This is a genomic window from Roseovarius sp. EL26, from assembly GCF_900327775.1.
Classification (GTDB): Bacteria; Pseudomonadota; Alphaproteobacteria; order Rhodobacterales; family Rhodobacteraceae; genus Roseovarius.
In genome coordinates, this window is the sequence record NZ_OUMZ01000006.1 from 565,686 (window position 1) to 589,666 (window position 23,981).

The window sequence follows — 23,981 nt, forward strand, 5'->3', positions numbered from 1 at the left end:
AGGGTAAAATCTTACCACTGCCGCCAACTTAGCCCCATTGTTGCGGCGATAGCTTCAGGACACCCTGCCTGAACACGGCTGCGATATGCGCGAACAGATAGCCCGTTTTCCAGCGCGAATACCTCCCATTCATCATCCGGATCATGAGCCATTTCCCGCACACCTTCAGTTGCTGCCCTTTCGCCCGACCAGCCTCGTTTGATCCGTTGTCTGAATGTCTGGAATGCAATCCCATTTTCTTCTGCAACCGGCCAAGCTGGAAGGCCGTTCTCTAATGTAGCCAAACCATCACGGCGCCGATTTTCGAAGGCTCCACGGTCATACGGATATTGTGTATGTTCGCAGGGAACCGTCCAAACCTTTGCTCCACTCTCAGCGTCCTCTTCTAAACTCACTGCTGAGGCATCATTCAAAGGAAATGGCTTCAGGCCATAGCGGTAACATAGCCACCAGGCATCTTCGCGACTTACCGCTTTGCCGATTGTCTGGCCGCCCACTGGGGCAACAGAATTGATCATAAATTTTTCCGTTTCAAAATGGTGTGAGAAGTTCGCGTTGAGTAATCCTTGATCACATGTAAGCACTCGAGACCATGAGGCAAGCAATGTGCGCCGTCATTTATTCAAAATCGAAATTGGCTTCTGCATCTCAGATCTGTTGGTTTAACCGAGCAAAGATTTCAGGCGTGCGGCTAACGTCCGGAAAGGGGTTGCAAACGCAGAAACCGAACGACGATCTCAAAGTCGGCTATGGGCCGGATGAGGCTTTCTGCCAGCGTCATTGGGCAGGAGCTGGGTGAGCAGTTGAGGCATGAACTTGAGACGCGCTTTTTACAGCCTCCCACCGAGTCGAGCCTGAGATTGGCCGTACCCAAGCGGATTACGATTGCAATGTCTATCATTTGCTGCTGGCAAAGACAATTTTCCCAGGGTTCGTCTATCAGCCATTTAGCGTGTAGGTTTTGATCACGTACCTCGATAAAGGATAGCGATACCAGACTTGCGACGGTTGTTGGTTTCAAGCGTTAAACCAGCACTTAGTGAGAAGTCTGGGTATCTCCCTTTGCCTTCTTTCGGACATCAGGTCTGGCAGATTGCTCAAATGAGCGCATGTCATGGCACCTCTCTGCTTGCGAAAGTAAGATCCCGATGAGCCTCACCTTCATCTCAGCGTCTATTGCTGCCCCTTTTATCGGGTCGTTGTTGCAAACACCAACGACCCACCGACCTAGTCCGGGGTTTGCATGGACACAGTTGAAAATAGGCCCAAAGTTTGTACGTACACCGTCCGTCGAGACCCGATCCGAGCCTTCGGCTATCCAAGACTCAAGCCATGTCACGGCAAGCGTCGCCTCAGACAGTCTCATTGGAGCTCTTCCCTCTTGACTGGATCCAATATGGACAAGACCGCGAGTTAGGGCCCGGTAGTAGCCGCCAAGGCTCTGAACCCAACCATGCTTTCCCGGTCCAAGACTTGGTGACATTGGAATCAGTGGTTCCAAACGCGTTAGCTCACCAAAGTCCTGACGTCTCCGCTCGGCAAGATGCGTGAACATGGCAGCATCAATCAAACGAACAATCGCGCGGCGTGAAGGTCCAGAGTTAAAGATCGGACCGAGACACCTGTGCTCTGCTACATCCGGTAGCAGCAAGTTATCCAAATCTGCAGGTCTTTGCATCGTGTCATAGCCAGGAGCAAAGATACTACAGACCACATCAACATGCATGTCATCAAATAGTCGCGCAGGTCTTCCTGTATGGACCTCTCCGATTGAGAGGGTCCCCGCGCCTAGGTCCAAGCTCACAGCAGGATACGGCACCTCCCTCTCGTGATCACGGGCGTCATCCAAGATTTTCTTGGTCACATTCTTGGCCGTCTTCACAACAGAGGCTTTGCGCAACGCACGTATGGAATTCCACTCGCCACGGTCAACGGGAGTCGCAGCTTCCGTGCCGCGCATCATTCGCGCACTCAAACGCTGTTCACCGACGTCCGGTGCACTGATCGCACGCAGTGCGCGGCGCTTTAATGCAATATCTTTGAAACTAGTCATCGCAAGATGGCCCTTCGCCAATCTGCTTATCGAATACTTCCCCCGAAGCGCCAAGCGACGCGCGCATAATAACGTCTAGGCGGGGTTGCACTTCGATGCTGAATAAATTCGAGCGGACCTCGACGGCCTTCACGAGCCCAAAGACCTCCATTGCGGCAAGTAGTCTCGTTATATGAATCGTGATCCGCTTGACGTCTGCACCGCTTTCCTGGCCAAGATCCTTGCATACAGCATTGCACAACGCGCTCTTATTTGGTGCCTCGCCGCCACATCCGAAGCACTTTTGGTGGCCTGCGAGTTCGACTCCCTCAACTGAGACAAACGGTGAATCGATCCATAGCCGGTAGATGATATCCTGTGACAACAGCTGCATCACTTTGTCTATGGCTGAATCCAAGCTGGAGGCGTGACCTTTCTCAATCGCAACATCGAGCGCATTGAGCCCATCGTCATCAAGCTCGATCAGCGATAGCTCTCTTGCAAATGTACCGTTGTAAGCTCGGCTTGAGGTGTCCATCAAATCGCGGGTCTGGATGAGATATGCGTCTTCGACGGCTTTCGCAGAAGGTTCGATATCGCCAATAGCCTTCACGGAGGACCCACCATCCGGTGTCCTCGTCTCTGGAACGTCAAGGTTCTCGTCTGGTATTTCCGAGTCTCGCACGCGCTTCCTCTGCCGTCTCAGTCCCTATTTGGACAGCTGGCCGGTGTTCTGTCCACCCTACAATCTGTGGGGACAGCCTGTTGCAACACTCAGGCCGACCGTATCGTTGGGTCGATTCGTACCGACGGATTGGGGCCGTCGAAAACCCTCAGCACGCGCCATAGGTCACTGGGAGAAAAGGAGATTTTCCCATGGAATGGCTGCAATTGATCCCAGAAATTACCGACGCTCTTGTGAGCGCAGGGACCCTTCTTCTTGGTGTTCTTGTCTATCGCCGGAACAACGACAAAGATGACGATGGCGAAAGCAAGCATGACGCCAAGATCAACCAACCTGTCGACGACCAGTATAAGCAAGGGAAAGACGAGGATGACACAGGGTAAAGCTGAGACTGCAATAGAAATGCATCTCGTCCGCTCAGAGATAAAGGCGCCTTTTCTCTCTTGATCTGTGACTGATGGGCTAGTCGTCTTGGGATGGTTGTGAGGTCGCTTTGCGGCGACCCCGGCGACTTACTCGGTCACTACTTTGGTGCCAAAATGCTGCGCTACCGATGAATGGCAGCAATGCGAAAGCTGCACTGCGGCGTTAGACATCGTGATGGAGGTCTGGAATGGGCCGTCCTTACTGGGAGCGGCGGCACCTGACGGGCAAAATGCTACGACCGACCTAATGGCGGCAGAGAGCCCAACCTGTGAATTCACTTTTTGTGCTGCGTGCGCGCGCAGCGGAGGTTTTGCCGCATGAGCAAGAAGTCTGGTGCCGCGTTGCAGCCGATAAAGCCGCCATTCATGCTAGTCGCAGCATGGAGTCCCAATGGCCAGGCACGGCGCGATCCTCGATCTCGGCCGGGCGTTCACTGATCAGTACCGCATCCTTGATCTTGCGTAGCTTCAGGCCCTTTTGAGTTGCGTGCAGGGACCTGCAGATGGCGCGGGGTGGCTTAGGTTTGCGACCGGCATCTCTAGTCTTCATCTTTCAGCGGCGTGCCAATACGCCAACAGGGCTGGTCACCGCGCGCTGCGTCCGTGTCCACGGGCCGGAACGAGTTGACTTTCAAATTCGCTGGGTTGGTCGCGCCTTCGCTGGTCCAGACCTGCACTTGCCGAAGCTCGGTATAAAGCTCGTCGGCATTAGGATCGGGCCGGGTTTGCGCCCAAAAGAGCATTTCATCTTCTGGTTTGCGGCCCCGATTAAAGTCGCGCAGCAACTGTGGCAAGTGCCGCCTATCCACCATTTTCCGTCCTGGTCGCCGGATTGGGTCAAGACATTTAAACGTTGCCAAAATGCCTTGCATATCCGGCAAGACCTGCACCTCATCATGCCATTGCTCTCCCAATCGCACGCGCGGGTTCTTCCAAAGGCGCTTGCCTGTCAGGCGCAATTGAACCTCGCGCCCGGTTTCAAGCGAGACGGTATTGGCCTCAAAATTATCTAGATAGGGGTAGCGCACGATGAAAAAACCCAGTTTGGGTAACACATCATCCAAGTCATGCGGCAACGGCAAAATCAGAGAGCTTTCGATCCGCCCGCGCGCCTTTGCCTGTCTTATCCGGTTGTCAAAAATAGTCAAAAGCTCGACCGATTCGCTCTTGGGCGTGTCCTGACACAGCCCCTTGCTAGTATCATTCCCGATCCATCGAGGCCTGACCCAACAGGTTTCAATCACCATCTCCACTCCTGGCCACCAGCTTGGGATCGACACGAGGGCCGAGAGCGGTTCGTTTTTCAACTCATGCCGCATGCCCCGCCCGTTCGTGTCCAAGGGCTGTACGATCCACGACACCGTGGTTTCACGCTGACGCAGATGTCGTACGGCCGATGTAAGATGGTAAATGTCAAATTCGGGAGCATCTTTATGGACAGGAGGGTTTTTTCCTAGGCAAGCTTCTCGTGCTATTTTCAAGTCGTTTGGTCTACTTGAGTCCACTTCTGCATGAAGTAAACATTTTCCAACTACGAGCCAGTGCGGCTCCAAGCCCGCTGCGCCATCGTTCATACTCGTCCGAATGAAACCCACAATATCATCCGTCGGCTCAAGGTTGTTGAGGATGTACAGAAAAGACGGTCCGCACTCCAACTCTTTGTCACGCTGGTCATCGCCAGAGTCGCCAATACCAAAAATAGAATTGCGCCGACTGCGCTCGGATTGTGTGTTGCCATCGGACACGGATAGGTTCGCCGCGCCAAACAAACTCCACAGCGTGCGCTGTTCGCTTTGCGTGTGCTGCACATTCCGACCCGCCCCTTTGCGTGGATAAACCGTGTAACTGCGTGCGTTTGAAAAACAGGAAAGCTCAGCAAACAGCCGTAAGGCTTCATTGTTGCCAGTGCGTTGTACTGTTTCCCTGTCTCCTTTGATTATGGCGTCGAACTCTACTTTGGTTGGCGATTTGTAGCGTTTATATTTGATACGTTGCTGCGCCAGCTTTTCGCGTTCCTGTTCGGCCTTGGTCATAACGGCTATCTGACAATTCCGAATGTCACAGTCCCGAGTGTCGAGGTGAAAATAGTCCTCCAGTTGTTTGACCCGACCTACGGTGTCTATCGGCGTATTTTCAAGCTCCGCTTTGACCAAATGCACTACGCCGATATTGATCAAATTTTGCCGCATTCCTTGGCACAACAAGGCCAAATTTGGTCCCACGTTTTTTGATAGGGTTTTTATCTCTGATTTTGCGATATCCTCAGGTTTCTTAAAGCAAAGCGCGGCCCATTCCGGAACCTTTCCCTTGTTCTCCTCAACTTCCCTCATCGTAAGATAACCCAAAGCGCTCAGCATGGCCGTGCTGCCAATTAGTTTGGGAACCATACATGGCGCTTGAACGGGAACATTAAAGAGCACTTCACGCGCGATACGATCTACGTTCGCTTCGTTAAGAGCCCCGGCTTCCTTAGGGAAAATGTCCCATCTCGCCCTGACTTCTTGTTTGAGTTTAGCGTAATCCAACGAATCTTCGAAGAATTTTGGTGGCATGAGTTGAAGCAGCGATACATATTGACCGCATTGAGAAGACAAACGGTTAATAGCCGCGTTCAAGCGCAGCGCTCCCTTGGGTGGCGCGCCCGAATTGCCATCGGAGCCGGCTTTTTTATTTTCAGCACTGGCCCGGCCTTGCGCTGAAGCAGTCTGCGTCTCCTTCAAGTTATCGGATGTATCTTTTTGCTGTGAGGCCTGGTTCCCTTCAGAAAAATACCCAAACAAAATTGGGCCAATTTTTGTTCCGGGCGCCATTTCTGTAATTTGCCTGATGAGTTCGGCGGATGCCTGAGCGTTCATATCCGCGCGCAGAAGCCAGCTTGTATCTTCAATGAGTTTAGCCGCTAGTACGTCATTTCCGTTTACCAAGTGCGTGATTTCGCGGCGCAGAAGCTTGTCAACCTCTGCTGGAAAACCGCTATAGTTATCCTGAGCTAAAATAGTTGCACGATCCTGGATCAGCTTTTGCGCGGTCTCGGACAGCTCCTCTCGGATATCCAACAACAGCGCGCCGTACTTGTGCAGCAACCATTGCGGGTCGGTGGGTTGTTGAAGGCGCACCGAGACGGCGGCGATGGAGGAGCTATAGGCACGGCTAGGCGAGACAAAGAGGTTGAAGTTCAACCGGTGCAGCGTGTTGGAATGGGTGTCGTGGATGTCATCCAGAACGTATTCATATTTTTTTTGCACAAGGAACTGGCGGTATTCATGCGCGTCCTGAAACTCTAGATGCGGGCCCACATTGATGTTCGGCGCGGATGTGGCGGCGGTATCTTGTGCATCCGTGACTTCGGAGCCGTCTTCATCGGCTTGAGATGCGCCTAGTTTGAGGCGCTGCTTCAAGAAATCCTCGCGAACGTTGTCGGGCAGTCCAAAGCGATCCGCTTCGATCATTTTGTCTACCACCGCAATCCGGCCGTCAATCCACCGACTGTCCGCGAGTCGCTGGTTGATCAACCGCTCGCGCGTGAAAAGCTGCGGGGATTCAACAATGATCGCGCCCTCATGCTTTGGATCAAAGAACAACCCGCGATCCCAAAACCAGTCCTGCACAACGCGCCCGAAATAAGGTAGGGGCAGGTAAAACATGAAAATGATAATCAGCAGATAAACCGAGCGTTGTTGCACCACTGGTTTGCCCAGCCATGCCCACATCACCTCCCAATAATGGCGAAACGAGTTTCTGCGATCCCCTTCAGTTGCGGTATTTGAGTCATCAGCCATGAGAGTGGTCTTTCAAATGGAAGGAACGTTGCTTTTGATGGGTCATCAGCGTATCCAGCACTGTTTTCACGGCGATTTTGCAAAATTGCGTTTCAGTGCAGTCGAGCCGCCCTGTTTCGCCAAATTTATTGGCCGGTGCGCCGCCGCCGCATAAGGCAAAATGGCCGCAAGTTTTCTTGCAGCGAGCAACCCCTGCCGCCACTGCAGATTGGCATTTCAGAAAAGTGCGACTGAAGAAAATATCAGCGATGTCCGAAATCTCTTTAACGTTGCCGAACAGAAAATCGGAATAGTCTTCAGACTCTATACCTAGTAATTCAGGCGAGTAGGTCGAGATATTGCCCTTGGTATCCACGGACAGGATCGCGCCCGGCACGTTCTCTTGATTGCGCGCGGGCAGACCACGCCGAGCACCGTCAAGCAAGCTGGTCAAGACCATAGCCTCGCGTAAACGCGGTGGGTCTTCATAGGTCTCAAGCGTGTTAACAAACTCGCTGATGAACGCTTTGATTCGATCTTGGGCGGAGGCCTCGAACAGGGTCGAACGTGCGTTGATCCCATCAATCTCTTCTATGTTAAGGCCAATATACGCAGGCCCCGCATCAACAAGTGCACCGGCTATCTCTCGCGGGCGATCCAGCGCGGCTTCGGTAATCACGGCAATGATGTGAAACGGCACGTCCGCGAGGCGCAACTTTTCGATCCCGCCCATAGTGCTGTGCCAGGTACCTCGCCCGCGCCGGTCGGTACGAAACAGGTCATTCAGATCTTCCGGGCCGTCAAGGCTGACTCCAACGGACACGGTAGGGTCTTTTAGGTACTCAATCCACGCGTCCGTAATCAGCGTTGCATTGGTTTGGAAGCTCTGCCGCGGGATGCCTCTGCCCGAGGCGGTTTGCAAAATCTTAACCGCATTTCGATACCAGTCTGGCGACAGAACCAGCGGCTCGCCCGCGTGCCAGATCAGCGTCGTGTCATCTTGAAAGGCAGCGCTGGCGACGATGTGCGCACCAATTGCTTGCAGCACGTCGTCCCCCATGCGGGCATTATTCGCCCGATCCGGTAAATAGCAATAGCTGCAGTCGAGGTTACAGAAGGTCGTCGGCTGCAGCACTAAAAGCTGCGTTCGCGCTAAGCCACCAATATACACGGATTTGCTCTACCAATTGACCCAGTTGCGCCAGTTAGGCCAATTGGACCAATTGCCCCAATTGTACCATTGCGCGAAGCGGTTCGGCTGAGTTGCCCCGTCTTGCACATCGACGCCCAAAATTTGAGCCGATGCATCGGCAATTCTCTGAGCAATTTCAGAGCGTTTCTCGCTGTCTTGCGCGTCAATCTTCGCGTGCAAAGCACTTCCCCAAAGGCTGGAAAGGATTACGCAAATTGCCGCCGATCGAAACTTTATTTGCTTCATGCGACTATCCAATTTTCTCAAATTAATGTTTAAATTGTAATGATTTCCTCTGATTCGCGCAAGTTAGGGTAGAATTGTCACCCGAATAGGTTCGTTTGGAGTTTGAGTTTCGCGAGCGGTCGGGCGCAGTGACCCCCAAGTTTTGCCTCAACAAATAGAAATGAACATAATCTCAGGAAATGTTCACTTTAGCACATGCTGCTTTTCATCGTTTTTGCAAAGCCTACAAAGCTGCCATTCGGAACCAAAACGCCATTGGTGGGTTTGTCCCGCTCCTCGATGGTCGAAGCCACTCGCAGCGAAAGAGTGGTTTGGATTTTTGAATTCGGTATCGGAGAGTGACCGCAATCGGGAAGTATTCTGAGATGAAACAAATAATGTGCCGCTCCCGCGAAAAAATGCTGCGCCAGCGAGTCCCGAAATACCAAGGCCTGCATTGTCCCGCGTTGTGTGAGTTCACCATGCATTGGAATTCGCAGGTGCAGCGAAAGTCTGCAATGACGGGCGGCAACGCAGCATCGCCGAGGGTGGCTGGATGTCGGCTCTGGGCCGAAAGGGAGGGGGAGGGTTCAAACTTTTCACCTTTTGCCGAGGACCTGAGGAGGAGCCTTTTCTTGCAGAAAGTTAGACTTGAATTGAAGAATCCACTGGCGGGAATGCGGCTAATGATGAACCAGAGCCTCGGTTAGCAAATACGCTCAGTTCTCCAGAACGTTTTGAATACGGACACTCTTCTAAAACTGTAACATCGGCGCCAAATTCTTTGTGCTCAAGATTTTGCTCAGTCGTTGATGTTCTGCGACACCCATATTTTGTCATTGGTGCTTACTCTCCTATTTGTCCTGAAATATAAGTAGGAAACGATGTTCTCAAATTGAAATGGAGCCAAATGAGAAAGCTCTAGTTATGTTTTTCTGAAACCTGAAAATTCGCGCTAGGGCCTACTCAAATGAGAATGAGTGCTAAACGTATTGATCGTTTTGAAGGCGGCCTGCGACTTGGCCGATTGTGTTCAGCGGATAAAAGGTTGAACATTCCTATCTGTGCTCTTTCCTAGAGCAACAATCACTTCTATAGGTTGCATGAAGTGGAGCGGGCTATGCTTTGTTCGGTTTAACAGTGGCTGAAAATACAAGTGATAAGTAGCAAGATATCTCAACTAAGCTATGGCGGACCCGCCACCATGCTCTCTTTACTAGCCTTGCTTTCAGGCGCTTGCGGTCTGGCTTATGAGATCATCTTATCTCGGTTATTTTCCAACTACTTTGGTGACAACTTCCTGATGAGCGGCATCGTCCTATGCGGTGTGTTTTTTGGAATTGCCTGTGGCGCTTTATTGAGCTGGAAATTTCTGCGCGCCTTGGCCTGGATCGAGATTGCAATTGGGCTCTATGCCGTATTGGTGATTACGCTCTTTTCGAATTGGGGTTTTGATATCGTCGCCTATGCCGGATCACCTTTGATTAATGCGCTCAAACTGACTTTGTTTTTGATTATACCCGCTTTTTTGATAGGCACCTGTGTACCCTTATTTACGCATTATGCGCAGGCCAATTCGGGAGAATATCGAAACGTGTTTTCACACGTCTATGGCCTTTATAATGTTGGGGCTCTGCTGAGCGTCTGCGCGATTGAGTTTTGGTTGTTTCGCAGCTTCGGCTTGCAGATCACAGGCTATAGTATCGCAGTGTTGAACTTCATGATTGGCGTAAACCTCTTGTGGCTCAAACCTTGGAAGCGGCTAAGTGAGAGTTCCACCAGAGAAGTTGCCTGGCCTGAGCGCAAAATCGGTTGCGTACTTTTCTCAGCAAGCCTCGCAAGTGGGGTGTTTCAGCTGTTTGTCTTGCGCTTTTCATTTTCAATTTTCGGGCCGTTGCAAGAGAATTTCGCCATCATTCTGATATCGGCTATTGCTGGTCTAGCGATTGGATCCTGGATGGCACTGCGCAATTTGTTAAGCTTTCAGCAGGCTGTCATTGGGGCAGCGATTGCTATTCTCATGCTGTTTGTCCTGGCCTCTGGCGTTATCGATTTTTGGATACTTATGCTGAACTGGGCGCAGAGCGACTTTCAAGAACTGATACTAAAAATTCTCCTATTGGTTGGGTTGAGTTTGCCGGTGTTCTTGTGTTTTGGAGCATTGGTCCCGCTCGCCGTGCAACAAAATGAATCAAGACAGGCTGTTGCAGGAACGCTTTTGGCGATTTCAAGCTTTGGCAATGGAGTTGGGGTCTTACTGATGTACTGCTTACTGTACCCCCATCTGAACCTACCGACTATTGCACTGATATTGGTCGCTATGCTGATGGCTGCTTGGGCGTTTATAGGTGGCAGAGTCGGCTCTTGGGCAAGTGGCTTAGCCATCGCTGCTACCAGCGCTGTATTGGTTTTTTCGGGGCTAAAGCTTTGGCCTCAAGCTGAATTGACACTTGGCTATCGGACGATGTCTTCGGCGGATCAGATTGAATACAGCCGTCGGTCGTTCATAACAGCGAAGCAGTATAAACATTATGACCAAAGTGCTGCATTGGTCTCTTTATCAGACGGGAGTCGGTCATTGGTGTTCAATGGCTATCGTAGCTTGACCTTTGGGCCGAATAGCCGAGCCGATCTACATGAAGCTGTTGTTGGCATGTTGCCTGCAGTGTTCACACAGAGCACAAGTAACGCGCTTGTGCTGGGTTTAGGAACTGGGATTTCTGCTGGTTCAACGGCTTTGATCTATGACCACACAGATGTAGTGGAAATTAATCCGGCGATTTTGGAAATCCCGCACCATTTTCCAACCGCCAATCACAACATAATGCAACGTGATTCAGTTGACGTGATTTTAGATGATGGCATCAGCAGACTATTGCGCGATGAACAGAGCTATGACGCAATCATCAACACAGTGACCAGTCCGAATTACTATGCTGCATCCAAGCTATACACGCAGGACTTCTATGACATCGTTAAGACACGCCTCAATGATCGGGGGATGTATTCGACTTGGTTTGACCTGACGATCTCAGAAGACGGTATTGCTATATTGCTCAACACGTTGGACGAGAGTTTCTCTCACTGCCGCTATTTTGTCCTGAATGCGGCGTACTTCAATGCGCTCTGCAGCGAGCAACCGATTATCTACCGATCCACCTCAGAGGTGCAGAACCGGCTTCGCGCGGATCCACTCAAAGCGCTATTTAAAAGGCATGGCTTGGTTCCAAACTTTGGCACCTTTTTTGCAGCTTTGGAGGTGCGCTTTGATGCATCATTCATGACGCGCAGTTCTGCCGCGATAAACACGTTGGATCTGCCTGCCATCGAGTTTGTGGTGTCTCGAGCCTCTGATCAAGAGCGGGCATCAGATCGTCTTGGCCATCTCATAGCTAGCAATGTCGACGCGCAAAGGCGTGCAGCTTTGGGGAAAGTGCAGTGGCGAGAAAACTGCCGTCTCATCATGAAAATGACCCGGCTGGAGTTCGAAGGATGCTGAATAAATTTGTGGCAGATTTCCATTATCGGGGAATGCAGAGTAAAGCCGACGCGTCACGTGCTACTGGGAAAAAAATGGGAACCGTTTATAATGCATGAAAGATCTGATGACGCCGATCATGCGCAGTTCCTCAAAGATTGCTACGACGTTACTTCGCGCGAAGAATTAACGCAGATCTATGACGAATGGGCTGATTCTTATGATGCAGATGCAAAGACTCGTCATTCGGCACAGCCAAGAGCCGTGGCGACAGTATTTTGCAGTCTGAACCTGAATAAAGCCACACGCATTCTTGATATTGGTGCCGGTACTGGGTTGATTGGAGAAGGTTTGAAAAAGCACGGGTATTTAGATATTTCGGCTCTGGATCCGTCTGTCAAAATGCTGGAAATGGCCAGATGCAAGGGCATCTATAAATCTTATTATCCGATATACCTTGGCGAAAAGCTTTCTTTTTCCGATGAGAGCTTTGATGCGATTGTTGCCTCAGGTATTTTTACGCCAGGCCATGTTGGGGCTGCTGTTTTTCCAGAACTTAATCGTATTCTGACCACTTCTGGAACAATGGTGTTTTCTATGAATACGAAACTTTTGAAGGACCCAGAGTTCGAAACGATTCTTCACCAAGGAGAATGTTTGGGCTGGCAGTTGGAGAACGTGGCGGAGCCATTTTCCATGATGGATCACGAGTATTCTGGGGCGCAAGCTGTGGTCGTGACTTTGTGTAAGTGTGGCTGAAACTTGATGGAAAGCAGTGTTATATGAATAAGTTTTTTTCTGTTATATTTTGTGCCTGCCTTCTGACTTGCGGACTGGTTGCAGCTTCAAATCTGTCTGCTCAAGAGCATAGCAATGCTGACACCTTGCGACGATATGTACGTTTGGCGCAGGTGGATCCGCTCTATGCTTGGCCGGTTGTCGATCTGACGCAAATGGAAGTTGCGATTGAAGCGTTAAACGCCTCTCGCGCAGAGATTTTGACCTATGCCAAAGAGCAATATACAGCTGAGCAACAGGCCCGAATTGCAATCGCTCTTTATCCAACGTCATACTTGAGTGAAATGATCGAACTGGAGCGTTTACGCCGGGCTCTTTCTATGGCCTCTGGCCCGACAGACACTGAGGCTTATCACCAGCAATTGCTGGCTACGATTGAGGCGCATCAAAATTATTTAGGTGTCTTGAAAGCCGCGCTTGCCGCCACTTCCAATGGACAAACCTATAAAGGATTGGAATTCCATTTCGGTCGTAGCAGTTTTGCGCATTTTATCGAGGGTGTGGAGGGCTATCAGGCAGATACTGAAGTCATGCTTAAGCGTGCAAAGGCGCGTTGGCAGTGTACGCAAACGGGGGAGCAAGATTGCGAGGAGCCGGACTGGCAGGTCACATCAGAGCCCGAAATAAAAGAATATTCAAAAGAGGTTTTTCAGCAGGCTCCAGCCAAAATCACCCGAGCGATCCGGGAAGAGGGAAAGCTGGGTGGGCAAATCGTTGGAACAGGTTGGGCGATCTTAAACAATGCTGACTGCTATTTGAACAAAGGGCCGATACCGTTTTTAACATGGCAATTTCCGACAGCATCAGGTGTGCCGATATTCAGGCCTGAGGTGGTTAGCGATGTGTATGTGCATGATCATCGGGCTGATGATAGCAGCAACGATTATGAACGCATTTTGCAAACGTTGGGTATGCAGGGATTATTATTTCAACCCCATACCAACCTGTATGCCTGCCCAGACGCATCACGGGATGCCGCTCAGTTGAGAGCTATGGTGTTTATTCACAAGTTTGCCCAAGAGTTTGAAGCGCCGTCAGACACGATAGGAAACGTATCGCTTACAACGGCGTTGGCACAGCTGAAGGCAACCAGTGAGCAGCTAAGTGATGCATCTGTATTGGTCGAGAATGACGTGCAGGCGTTTGTGGTAGCGTTGTCTCATCTGTTAACCGAGTATGAAATCGAAGAATTAGATGCCGTTTTGGGTTCGGATGTACGCCTGGACTTGGAAAACGTGGCTTTGGCTTATCGACTGAAAACACCGTTTCTAAGTCATGAGATCATGAATTTGGTGTATAGCAATACCGCCATTGCAGACTATGTGCCTTACGCGCCGTGGGGATTTCTCGAGGAGTTGTTGTTTACACGTAATGGCGTAGAGCTATTGGCCGGAGGCAATAATCCAAGCATTGTGCTTAGGGATTATAATCAGGTGGAGCGACTACGGGATGGTGTGTCTCCCCGGTTGCTCAGCTATACGCGAGATTTGGCGCGTGAGTTCGGCATTGATGAAATGATTGCGATTTTGTTGAAAGGCTTGGACGCCGAATATCGTCTCGCGAGTTACCAATATCGTCCGCACCTATTTGGGAAGTAGAGGGAATTGTCGTGAATGTGGTCATCTATTTACTTTTGATTGTTGTGGCCGCTGGTTTTGCCACTACGTTTGTACGCCTTTTTATGTTTTTCGGATCTTTTTCGAGTTTGATTTTTACCTCGCAGGAAACGGGTCGCGACAAGCCTCGGGTAGATGTTCTAACCTATGCCTATGTCTTCGCCTCTGTATGGTATACGATTCAGCAAAATTCTATTGTTGACGCAATATCCCTGATGGAGGGAAATCTACTTACCATTTTCGCAGGTTTGTATTCCCAAGAAATGGGAAAAATATGCGCCTGAAGAAATTTCTTGCTCCTATCGCAGCACGGCTCATTCAATGGTACGATGCGCGGCCCTTTTTGTTCTTTCTGGGTAGCTTGTGCGTTTGCATTTTTATAGGCATTCTCGCAGTTGAAACTTTAGGTGCGGCGGTAGAATCTGCTTGGTGGATCGTAACCCTTTTGCTCTTCCCAGTCGGTATTATTTTAGCACTAGTTTATGGGGTTATTGGTTGCTTCCTAGGGCTGGAATATATCCGAATAGTAATAGGATTTGGGCAAATCTTCCCCAAAATTGCTGAATATGAAAACTACGTCATTTGGCAATTGCGTAAACTTTGAGTTAAAAGCGAGTGATAAACTTTTATAAGTAAGAAGGTTACGTTGTTGGAGTCTTCATCTTAAGTCCAATAAATAGCAGGCATCTATAAATTTCCACACCCTAGCGTTCTACCAGTCTAATGCCTGGTGCCTTGGTGCTAACTGGCAATTCGGGTAAGAACTTGACCTTTGGCGACGTAAAATAACGAGCATCGATCATATCTTTCAGACGTGTTGTTGCTGACAGTTTGAGGTTTTGTGAAACTACCCCGCATATTTGTTCCGCGAGCTGTTCGGTGCCGAGTGTAGCTGCGCCTTTTGCAACGATTTTGAGGATGAGCGTAACTTGTTGCTTAGCGTCTGATATATGCTCGGAGACCTCGACCGCTAGATAGGGCTCTAGTGCGTCGTCGAATTGTGTGAGCAGGCCGGCGATTTCATCATATCGGAGCTCAACGCCGGCGATACGGACAAAATCAACATTGGAGCGACCGGAAAGCTCAAAGGAAATGCCTTCATGGCCACATTGGCAACGGTCGTGTCGCAGCCAATTGATACGATCACCGGTCTTGTACCGAATGAGCGGGAAAGCCGTGGGAGTATTCAGGTGCGTGAGCAGGAGTTCACCTTTGTGTTCTTCGGCAAAGATCCCTTCGGGATTGAGGTGAAAATACCCGCTGTCCTGACGATCACATTTTGGCGTGCGTATCCCAGTTTCAAGGCCCATTTCCCCCATGGCATAGTGGTGATAGATTTTTGCGAGTGGGAAAACCTGTCTCAAGGCCATCATGGTTTGGGGCCGCCCTGGCTCGCCTGTGAGCTCTAGAAAGCGAATGCGTAAGCGGTCATCAATGTTGTCGAGCAGTTGCCCAAAGAGCAACAGCAAAGAGGGGGTGCCTGCAAGAGTGTCTGCCTTCATGGCCGACACTAATGGGACATGTTGAGGCAATTGTTGAGGGTCACAGATGACAGTTTGGAGGCCTTCCAATCGATCATTTTCAACATGGGTGATGACGTGTTGATATCCCCAAAGGTAAATCTTTCGCCGTGCGCCCGCCTGAACCAAGACGCGCGCCATATGGCGATACCCCGTTGTTCTGAAGTAAAACAGTGGCATCTGCCCAGAGGTGCCGCTGGTGGAGCGAATGTCATCCACAGCTGAGATAGGCGTACAAAGTCGATCAACTGGTGAGAACTGGTTTAATGTAGCTCGGTCAAGAATGGGCAGTTTTTGAAATTCGTCATATGTTGAAACATTGGGAGATGACGTCAATCCGTGCGCTAAGCATACGTTTCTGTACCAACTTGAATACGCATTTTTATATGCGAATTCGACGACATTCTGAAGGCGTTGCAATGCGGTCATTTGGAGAGCTCTTCCACAGGATTGGGCAAGATATGTATATCCAGATGAGCATGCCTGGCACTTAGGGTTTCAAGGGCATGATCAGATGCCGTGCCGATGATTGCGAGTTGTTTGAAATCGGGGAGTATCTGTTCAAAAAGCGGGCTTTGAATAAGGTAGGAAGAAAGGCTTGCTGAAATCACCAGACAATCATGTTTGATGGTTTTGATGAACAACTGCGACCAGCTTGGATTGAAGACTGTTCCAAGACTGATGGGCATTGCGGCGGCTTTGCAGGCATAAGAAAAAAAGACATCGAGCTTTTCTTCCGGTGGGGCAAAGCAGAAGGGGCGTTCTATACTTGCCTTGGCCCAGATTTCTCTCATCTCCGGCCAATTCAGATGATCTTGTTCGATCTCGTAGATACAAAAATCCCCGCTCGGTTTACGAACGGGGACGAGCACTTTGGTTGTGGCCATGAATTAGATGGCGCTGCCGCAGCCGCTGAACTTGTATTCAGCCGCGCTCTCATCGTTGAAAGCTGAGAGGACAGTATGATAATCCCGGTTGGCTGGTTGCTCGCAACCAGTATGGAGTGCTTGATCAGTGAGACTTAAGTGCTTTTCTGTTAGCGCAGTGTCAACATCAGACGCTGCAGCCAGAGCGGGAGCACTACTCAATGCGAGTGTCGAAAGTCCGGTGGCTGCAATTGAAAGAGATTTGAGCGTAGTCATAATGCACCTCAAGTGTTTACTCGTGAAATCGATTCATGTTGTGATTGTTTTCTCCAATTTCAGCCTATGTGTCAATATCTGGGTTAATTGCCACCTCAAAAACCGCGCAGGCGCCTACACACGTCTGTTTTCTGTAGATTGTTTTGGTAGAGATCAGATTGATACGACTGGAATTAAAAACTCTACTAACGGTTAGTCCCTATTTTGGGGTTATGATCCGCCAGACCTTAGATTGATCTCTTACCACACAGCTTTGCTTCGTGATTTTTGGCACTTGAACATTGCCTGGAAACTTGTGGCCACGGGATACGTTTTCTTCGCACCGAGGCAGGCTGATTTGGCCATAGCCCTTTGATAGCATGCATTGGCGGGTGGCGGAGGCCCGCAAGCCTGAATTTGCATCATACTGCTCCCAGCGAGCAGGTATCACCAAAATCTGGCGATTATAACAAGAGGTGCCGTTGCAGACCGGCTCGTAACGATAAACTGCAGGAACATAACGGCTTTGTATGTTGGCAGGAACTTCGTTTGCCGCCTGCAGTGCGCAAGTTTTTGTATCTGTATCTTGCTGTGCGTTTGTGACAGTCGGCTTATAGAGTAAATCAACCGGTGCGCAGCTGCACATGATCAACGTTAGTATGAGAGCTTTGAAAGAGTGGTGCATGCTTAATCTCACTTACGCAAATTGGATAAATCCGTTAGGGGAAACATCAATATGTGCGCAAGCATTGTTATGCATGCGACAGGCGCATTGGATGCGATATGGGTCCATGTCATTTCAACGCTTCATAGGCTTTTGTGAACCCGGTGAGAGAAATCACGGGCTCTACTTTGGCGTTACCCGCATCACGAAATATGATGTTGAGGCTGTTGCCACGTTTGAGGCGTTTGACCAGGTTAGGGGTAAGTTTCACACCAACATGGCAACCATCGATATTACAGATCTCGAAGGGCAACAGAGTGGCATTGCCACCATCAACCTGATACTGCCAACCTGTGCTGAGCAAAATGCCAAGTGGGAACGTCAGCAAGAGCGTCGGCGCCTCTCCTTGGAATATCTTAGCTTGTAAAATGAGGCGTTTTTCCGGGAGCTGCACAACGGTTTGCGCCATTCGACAGGTTTGCTCTGGCTCGCACGCAACACGCCAATCATCAAAGACCTGAATATTTGAAGTCTCTGTTGTTTCTTGGGCGTTCAGAACTGCATTGTGGGACAAAACTGCAGCACAGAATAAAATTGCTGTTACTCGTAAATTTTTCATCTTTTGCGCCGGTGTGATTCTGTTTAGTTGACCATTGGTTGAGTAAAACTTTTGCGAGTGTTTATCCAGATGCGCTGGTTTGAAAATTTAATATTCGGGTATTGGTTGCAAAAAAGCTCTTTCCAGGTAGTGAGCTTTGGATGTATTGCGGTCACTGTATGCACCCCTGCAAGCATAGTGTATTCCGAGCAGTTTGTTGTACCCGATGGTGGGACGGCAACCACGCTAAGCCCAAGCTCTGGCCAGATCACGGTGAACATTGCGCCTGCGGATAGCTCTTCTATCAGCCATAATACCTATACAAAGTTTTCAGTCCCGAACGCTGGTGTGACTTTAGATAATTCGGTTGTTGGTGCTGGAATTATTTTGAATGAAGTTACATCGGCCAATATCACCACCATTGAAGGCACGCTGAGTGTTCAAGGGGACAAGGCTGATATTATCGTGGCCAACCCGAATGGCATCACGGTGAACGGCGGGCGTTTCCACAACACGGGCAATGTTGCGCTGACCACAGGCAGTCTTGGGCGCAATAGCTCGGGGCAAATCACCTCAACAGTTGACGCAGGCCATATTGAAATTGGCCCTGGCGGGCTCAGTGGTACGATGGAAGAACTGGCGCTGATCTCGCGGTCCCTGCGGATCGATGGAGCGATTGAACAAGATGCATCAGATACCGCAAGCCGGTTGAACCTCATCACGGGCGAAAGCGTTGTGAGCTTTGATCGCGACCGTCCAGGAGGCGGTATCTTACCTTGGGCGCTGGCGACAAGCCACGGTGAAGACTCAACGGATGCAATTTTGGTTGATATCACGCGCCGAAGCGCTTTATCGTCCGGCCGGATCAGCGTTACTGTTACTGACAAGGGGGCTGGGGTTCGCATTGCGGGCAATCACATGGCAGGTGCCGGTGGGTTTCGCCTGGGGGCAAATGGGCATCTCGAAATTAATGGTGTGACGCTGAGCTCAAAAGGGTCCGTGAATATAAAAAGCGGATCAGCTGAGCTCAAGTCTACGAGAGATAACCGCACCGAATTGAGCTCGTCTGATAGCGGTGTGGTTTTGCAAACCGAAACGGGGGATCTCCATTTAGGCTTCGCCAAAATCGAAGGTGCGATCATTGCTTCTGATAATCTGGCGTCCTCGGGTGGTGTGACTTTGCTATCGATGGGCCGATTGACGTCCAATCAATCTGATACTGGCCAGAAAGCTGAGCTGATCGCGACTGACAGTCATGTGATTTCGAATGGCGTTGGTGGAATTGATTTCGACGGTCTAGTGGTCACATCAGCAGGGGATCTACGCACGGGCTCGACGACTCAAATCGGGTTTTCTGATGTTTCAGCCGAGGTCGCAGAAGACTTTCGGGCCTTGACCAACGGAGCGCTTAGTTTCGATGCATCGGTTATCTCAGCGCGAAACGAAATCCGATTGGATGCAAGCAGTATCAGATTTGGTGCCAACAATGTGAGCCAGGCTCGCACCGAATTGGTTGCAAAAGAGGGAAGCTTTTTTGCCAAAACAACTGAAGGCGACATATTGAACTACGGCAGTTTGCTGCAGGGCCGCGTTGCATCACTCATAGATTTGGACACCAAGGGTGGGATGACGCTTATATCGGCCAGAAAACTTTTAAATCAAAGTCTGTCAGTTAAACGCCTGGCGGTTGCTTTTGGGCAAATTGAGGATCTTTACGTTCGGGCGAAGGGCGATGTCATCAATTCAACGGGGCGTCTCTTTTCCAATGCAAACATTAGCATCGAGACAGAAGGTGACATACGGAATGAAACGGCATTTACCGACATTCGAAATCGATACAGCCAAAACCGTTATAAGGGCGGGCGTCGTGCAAGCAGCCTGTTTCTCCGTAGGTCTCGCCATTTGGACATCTTTGCAGATTACGGGCAGCAGAAGATTAACGGCGAACGGTCCTTTATTTTGGGGGCAGGGGATGTGACCTTGAAGGCCGCAAACGTGCGCAATGTGGGGGCTGATATCACTGGTGCGAATGTTGATATTCAGGCCGAGAGAACGTTTCTTAATGAAGCGCGCCAAATTGGCAAACTTCAATTTTCTCAAAAATGCCGTTTCTTTTGTAAAACACGAGGCTCATCGACACTCAGCACATTTGACAGCTCTTTGACGGCTTCCGGCCAGTTGAGCATTAAGGCGGGAGAGAGGATCACCAGTATTGGCGGGAGAATGAATGCAATATCGGGTATTTCGTTCAACGCACCTTTGACTGAATTCCTACCGACACTTTCTGCCTCTCTGGTAGAGCTGCGTTCAGGCCTTTTCCAAGGTCGCGGCGGTCGGGGCGGATATCTTATTTTGCAAAATGAATTTGGCAGGTTGCGTTCTTTCTTAGGGAAAATTGAATTCGGAGGTGATGTCGTGTTGGGAGACACGGATATTCAGTCACCTTTCGCGCTTGAGGTGGACGGCACTCAGATCCGTTCCAAACATGGAAGTGCACCTGCAGCGTTTGGCCAAAAGACGATTGGTCTCTTTTGGAATGTGTTCTAAGCGCTCATGGCACTTTTGCGTCTTTCCATCATCCTTGTACTGTTTGTATTGCAAACTTCTATCGTGAGGGCGCAAGAACAAGATGCGGGACGCCGCATTTTGGAGGAACAGCAAAGACGTGAACGCTTCGAAGAATTGGAGCGCGCAACAACTGGACAAGAAATCACCACTCAGGAAACGGGTGGCGTTGTTGTTGAGGCGGTCTGCTTTCCAATTGAAGATATCAAACTGACAGGTGTGACGCTGTTTAGCGACAGTGATTTTGCACCCATCATAAACCGTTACAATAAACAATGTTTGGGACAAGCGAGTATAAGTAATCTGCTGCAAGATCTCTCAGCTTACTATGCTGACCGTGGTTACATCACGACACGAGCTTATGTGCCGGCTCAGGATGTTAGCCAGAAAAAGCTAAAGATTGATGTGCTGGAGGGGCGGATCGAGGCTTTCGTTTACAATCGTGTTGATAAAGATGGGAAGCCTATTAAAGCGCCTGTTCGGAAATTGAAGTTCGCCTTTCCAGCAAAAGAAGGCGATGTTTTTCAATTGCGCGACATTGAGCACGGTTTAGAGCAAATCAACCGCCTGAGTTCTTCACGGGCAAGTGCCAATTTGAGCGCAGGTGAAGAGCCCGGAACCAGCCAGGTTGTTGTAACCGAGCAAAAAGTCGACACGGTACGTGCCTCGATTGGGATTGATAATCAGGGGACTGAAGAGGGGGCCGAGGCACAGCTGCGGTTAAACTTGGCTGTTGACGATCTGTTGCGAGTCAATGACACATTCAATTTGTCGTACTCAGGATCGCGCAATAGCAATGCCATCGCTTTCAGCGGATCTGTACCCTACCGAAAATGGCTATTTTCAGCCAGTGCTTCCTATTCGGAATCATTGGAGAGCTTGTCACTATTTTCTGATCTCTTCACGCAAACTGCCAGTGCGAATTTAAGAGCCGAACGGTTATTGTTTCGAAATGAGCGTTCAAAGTACTATGCCTATGGGGCTGTCAGCCGCTACTGGAATGAGCGCTTTGTCAACATTGCTGCTTTGATTCCGCAGAACCGATCTGCATTCAGTGTTGGGTTTCGCAATGAACATAGGTTGGAGAAATCTTTGATTGCGGCTGATACATCACTAACCTTTGGGTCGAGTGCGTTCGGATCGGATAGAGATCCAGAAAATCCGGTCTTTGGAACGCCTAGGGTGGAATATACTAAGTTAGAGACAAGCTTAAACTACATTCGCCCCTTTGAAAAAGGTCATCAATTGGTTGTCAGCTTTACTGGTCAGATGTCAGACCAGCCGCTGTTTTCTGAAGAACAAATTTCAATTGGCGGCTGGAACTCAGTTCGTGGTTACAATGGGTTTAGCATTTCGGGGGATACAGGTTTCTATATCCGAACTGAACTGCAATCTAAGGCGAGCTCGATTGATATCAGAAAGTGGGGGAAACCATTAGAGGATGCAAAACTTTGGAGTCCTGTGGGAAAAGCTCAGGGCGGAGCAAGATCCTTTATATTTATGGACTTAGGGTATGTATTTTCAAAACCGTTACGCAGAGAGTTTAAAATGGCTAGCGTCGGGGCGGGGATGAATTTGGAAGTGGGGCGTTGGACCATTGGCGGCACGCTTGCAGCACCTTTAGTAGATCAAGGTGGCCAGCGATATGGAGAGTTTCAGGCATTGCTGTCTGCCTCATATGATTTGTTTTAATTCTTCTGAAATTGCTCATTTATTGTATTCTCACGCGTGAAGTTTGTGCCATCAGAGATCCCCGATATACTCATTTCCTAACAAAATCTTAATAAACTTCCCAATCCGCAAAAAATGACTCGATTTTGAAGTGAGCTCTGGTTTAAGTAGAGTTTACACGCGTGTCTTGTACGTAATATATCAGTGAATGAGGGTGTGAGTGATGATTTCAGCGATACGGTTTGGCGTGCAAGCAGCGGCAGTTATGTCTGTGGTGACTTTTGCATCCGGTGCCTGTGCTCAGACATCTGAAGTTTTGGATTCTGAAGAAAACGCTGTTGTATCACCGCAATTGATTGAGATTTCATTAGCCGCACTTGAGGCCCAAGACTATGAGGCGGCATCCGAAGGGCTTGCGCAGGCGTTTAAGGACGGTGAGGCCGATGGCGCCTTTTATCTGGGTCGCATGGTTGAGCTTGGTCTTGGTAGTGCGCCTGATATGAAAGCGGCGATTGCGCTTTATTTGGCTGGCAGTTCGAGAGGTTCGGCACCTGCCAAAAATCGCTTGGGTGTATTGCATATCCAAGGGCAGGGCGTTTTGCAGGACTTTGAGCGGGGGGCGCAGCTAGTGTGCGAGGCGGCAGAACTTGGTGACCCCAATGGCGCCTTCAACTGCGGCAGCCTGCTACGTGAGGGCAAAGGTACAGCCCAGGATGAAGTGGCCGCCTATGATATGTTTAGGATGGCTGCCGAGCAGGGGCATTTGGGTGCAAAGAATGAATATGCCAATGGCCTGCTCGAGGGTAAATACCTCGCGCAGGACGTTGATGGTGCGGTTCAGCTGTTTCAACAAACTGCTGCAGAGGGCAATCCAATTGGCCTCTACGCCTTGGGTCAAGCTTTTGCGACGGGCCTGAGCGTTGAACAGGACATCGTGAAAGCGCATTCTTATTTCAATATTGCAGCTGCGCTGGATCATCCACTAGCAGGTGAGGCGCGGGCGGGAATTGAGCTGGCGATGTCGGCTGAGGAAATCACATCAGCGCAAAAACTGGCGAAGGCCTGGCGGCCGCAGCAACCGCAATAACAACATAAATCAGAAAGAAATATGGAATGAAAAGCTTGAAATGCACAATGGCTTTGCTGGTGGGGGCTGCGTTTCTGAGTGCTTGCACTGAGACGCCTCAAACATCGGAGAAACCGACCCAGACGAGTTCTGCTGCTGCGATCGACACAAATTCAGCGCAGCCTGACGACGTGAAACCTGCAGCACCTCTGGCCTCAGATGGTGAAACAAAAATTGTGATTTATCGCACATCTTATGGTGGATTTGCGGTTCAGCCAAAGGTTTTTGTTGATGGCAAAGAAGCTGCTCAATGTACACCCGGCCGCGCGACAACACTTAAAGTGAGCCCTGGAACGCATAAGCTGACAGCGAAAACTCTTTCCGAAAAAGCTTTGACTGTTTCTGTTCCAAAAGGTGGAACAGCTTACGTGCGCTGCTCGATTAGTGTGGGCCTTGTCGTGGGTGGGGCGAAGCTTGTCTCTGTTTCTGCCAATGAGGCGGCCCCAAAGGCTGCAAAACTTAATCAGATAGCAGCAAATTAACGACCCACCACAAAAATATGCATTT

22 protein-coding genes and 1 pseudogene are annotated in these 23,981 nt (G+C 50.0%); 10 read left to right on the forward strand and 13 right to left on the reverse strand.

Annotation, left to right across the window (positions count from 1 at the left end; genetic code table 11):
* Positions 1-11 precede the first annotated feature (11 nt).
* From D9A02_RS07595 to D9A02_RS07610, 3 genes are all read right to left on the reverse strand, one after another.
* Positions 12-518 carry a hypothetical protein gene (locus D9A02_RS07595; RefSeq protein WP_120500369.1) on the reverse strand — a complete coding sequence of 169 codons (507 nt, stop codon included), beginning with the start codon at positions 516-518 and terminating at the stop codon, positions 12-14.
* A gap of 518 nt (positions 519-1,036) precedes the next feature.
* Positions 1,037-2,053, reverse strand: a complete 1,017-nt coding sequence (locus D9A02_RS07605) for a hypothetical protein (RefSeq protein ID WP_120500371.1) — start codon at positions 2,051-2,053, stop codon at positions 1,037-1,039.
* Positions 2,046-2,645 (reverse strand): hypothetical protein, encoded by a 600-nt coding sequence (locus tag D9A02_RS07610; protein ID WP_162932991.1) that lies wholly within the window; start codon positions 2,643-2,645, stop codon positions 2,046-2,048. The genes D9A02_RS07605 and D9A02_RS07610 overlap by 8 nt, the downstream gene beginning before the upstream one ends.
* A 263-nt stretch (positions 2,646-2,908) precedes the next feature.
* On the opposite strand from D9A02_RS07610, the gene D9A02_RS07615 reads away from it, so the two are divergent.
* Positions 2,909-3,100, forward strand: a complete 192-nt coding sequence (locus tag D9A02_RS07615; RefSeq protein WP_120500373.1) for a hypothetical protein — start codon at positions 2,909-2,911, stop codon at positions 3,098-3,100.
* Between the two features lie 427 nt (positions 3,101-3,527).
* Here D9A02_RS07615 and D9A02_RS07620 read toward each other — a convergent pair.
* The 6 genes and pseudogenes from D9A02_RS07620 to D9A02_RS19180 form a co-directional block, all read right to left on the reverse strand.
* A pseudogene (locus tag D9A02_RS07620) lies at positions 3,528-3,653 on the reverse strand (IS30 family transposase); the annotation flags it as partial.
* 28 nt (positions 3,654-3,681) lie between these two features.
* Positions 3,682-6,723 carry a hypothetical protein gene (locus D9A02_RS07625; protein WP_162932992.1) on the reverse strand — a complete coding sequence of 1,014 codons (3,042 nt, stop codon included), beginning with the start codon at positions 6,721-6,723 and terminating at the stop codon, positions 3,682-3,684.
* Positions 6,724-6,913: 190 nt separating this feature from the next.
* Complete coding sequence (grrM, locus tag D9A02_RS07630; protein WP_120500375.1) at positions 6,914-8,071, reverse strand: cyclophane-forming radical SAM/SPASM peptide maturase GrrM/OscB; 1,158 nt, start codon at positions 8,069-8,071, stop codon at positions 6,914-6,916.
* Between the two features lie 9 nt (positions 8,072-8,080).
* Positions 8,081-8,338: a hypothetical protein gene (locus D9A02_RS07635; protein ID WP_120500376.1), complete on the reverse strand. Its 258-nt coding sequence runs from the start codon at positions 8,336-8,338 to the stop codon at positions 8,081-8,083.
* A gap of 188 nt (positions 8,339-8,526) precedes the next feature.
* Entirely contained in the window at positions 8,527-8,805 is a 279-nt protein-coding gene (locus tag D9A02_RS19175; protein ID WP_162932993.1) for a hypothetical protein, read from the reverse strand.
* A 157-nt stretch (positions 8,806-8,962) separates the two neighbouring features.
* Positions 8,963-9,157 carry a hypothetical protein gene (locus D9A02_RS19180; RefSeq protein WP_162932994.1) on the reverse strand — a complete coding sequence of 65 codons (195 nt, stop codon included), beginning with the start codon at positions 9,155-9,157 and terminating at the stop codon, positions 8,963-8,965.
* Positions 9,158-9,521: 364 nt separating this feature from the next.
* Between D9A02_RS19180 and D9A02_RS07645 the strand changes: the two genes are divergently transcribed.
* From D9A02_RS07645 to D9A02_RS07665, 5 genes are all read left to right on the forward strand, one after another.
* Positions 9,522-11,816 (forward strand): hypothetical protein, encoded by a 2,295-nt coding sequence (locus D9A02_RS07645; RefSeq protein WP_120500378.1) that lies wholly within the window; start codon positions 9,522-9,524, stop codon positions 11,814-11,816.
* A 90-nt stretch (positions 11,817-11,906) separates the two neighbouring features.
* Positions 11,907-12,554, forward strand: a complete 648-nt coding sequence (locus D9A02_RS07650) for a class I SAM-dependent methyltransferase (protein ID WP_120500379.1) — start codon at positions 11,907-11,909, stop codon at positions 12,552-12,554.
* Positions 12,545-14,191, forward strand: coding sequence for a hypothetical protein (locus tag D9A02_RS07655; RefSeq protein ID WP_162932995.1), 1,647 nt, complete (start codon positions 12,545-12,547; stop codon positions 14,189-14,191). The genes D9A02_RS07650 and D9A02_RS07655 overlap by 10 nt, the downstream gene beginning before the upstream one ends.
* An 11-nt stretch (positions 14,192-14,202) precedes the next feature.
* Positions 14,203-14,493, forward strand: a complete 291-nt coding sequence (locus D9A02_RS07660; protein ID WP_120500381.1) for a hypothetical protein — start codon at positions 14,203-14,205, stop codon at positions 14,491-14,493.
* On the forward strand, positions 14,484-14,813 hold the full coding sequence (locus D9A02_RS07665) for a hypothetical protein (RefSeq protein ID WP_120500382.1): 330 nt from the start codon (positions 14,484-14,486) through the stop codon (positions 14,811-14,813). The genes D9A02_RS07660 and D9A02_RS07665 overlap by 10 nt, the downstream gene beginning before the upstream one ends.
* Positions 14,814-14,913: 100 nt before the next feature.
* Here D9A02_RS07665 and D9A02_RS07670 read toward each other — a convergent pair whose 3' ends face one another.
* The 4 genes from D9A02_RS07670 to D9A02_RS07690 form a co-directional block, all read right to left on the reverse strand.
* Positions 14,914-16,065, reverse strand: a complete 1,152-nt coding sequence (locus tag D9A02_RS07670) for a phenylacetate--CoA ligase (RefSeq protein WP_162932996.1) — start codon at positions 16,063-16,065, stop codon at positions 14,914-14,916.
* An 89-nt stretch (positions 16,066-16,154) separates the two neighbouring features.
* On the reverse strand, positions 16,155-16,616 hold the full coding sequence (locus D9A02_RS07675) for a hypothetical protein (RefSeq protein WP_120500384.1): 462 nt from the start codon (positions 16,614-16,616) through the stop codon (positions 16,155-16,157).
* 3 nt (positions 16,617-16,619) lie between these two features.
* Positions 16,620-16,871, reverse strand: a complete 252-nt coding sequence (locus D9A02_RS07680; protein ID WP_120500385.1) for a hypothetical protein — start codon at positions 16,869-16,871, stop codon at positions 16,620-16,622.
* Between the two features lie 773 nt (positions 16,872-17,644).
* Complete coding sequence (locus tag D9A02_RS07690; protein ID WP_120500387.1) at positions 17,645-18,133, reverse strand: invasion associated locus B family protein; 489 nt, start codon at positions 18,131-18,133, stop codon at positions 17,645-17,647.
* A gap of 177 nt (positions 18,134-18,310) precedes the next feature.
* On the opposite strand from D9A02_RS07690, the gene D9A02_RS07695 reads away from it, so the two are divergent.
* The 4 genes from D9A02_RS07695 (at position 18,311) to D9A02_RS07710 (ending at position 23,956) form a co-directional block, all read left to right on the forward strand.
* Positions 18,311-20,659, forward strand: coding sequence for a filamentous hemagglutinin N-terminal domain-containing protein (locus D9A02_RS07695; protein WP_162932997.1), 2,349 nt, complete (start codon positions 18,311-18,313; stop codon positions 20,657-20,659).
* A 6-nt stretch (positions 20,660-20,665) separates the two neighbouring features.
* Positions 20,666-22,369: a ShlB/FhaC/HecB family hemolysin secretion/activation protein gene (locus D9A02_RS07700; RefSeq protein WP_120500389.1), complete on the forward strand. Its 1,704-nt coding sequence runs from the start codon at positions 20,666-20,668 to the stop codon at positions 22,367-22,369.
* A gap of 202 nt (positions 22,370-22,571) precedes the next feature.
* Positions 22,572-23,435 (forward strand): tetratricopeptide repeat protein, encoded by an 864-nt coding sequence (locus D9A02_RS07705; protein WP_120500390.1) that lies wholly within the window; start codon positions 22,572-22,574, stop codon positions 23,433-23,435.
* Positions 23,436-23,461: 26 nt separating this feature from the next.
* Positions 23,462-23,956, forward strand: a complete 495-nt coding sequence (locus D9A02_RS07710) for a DUF2846 domain-containing protein (RefSeq protein WP_120500391.1) — start codon at positions 23,462-23,464, stop codon at positions 23,954-23,956.
* The last annotated feature ends 25 nt before the right edge of the window (positions 23,957-23,981 follow it).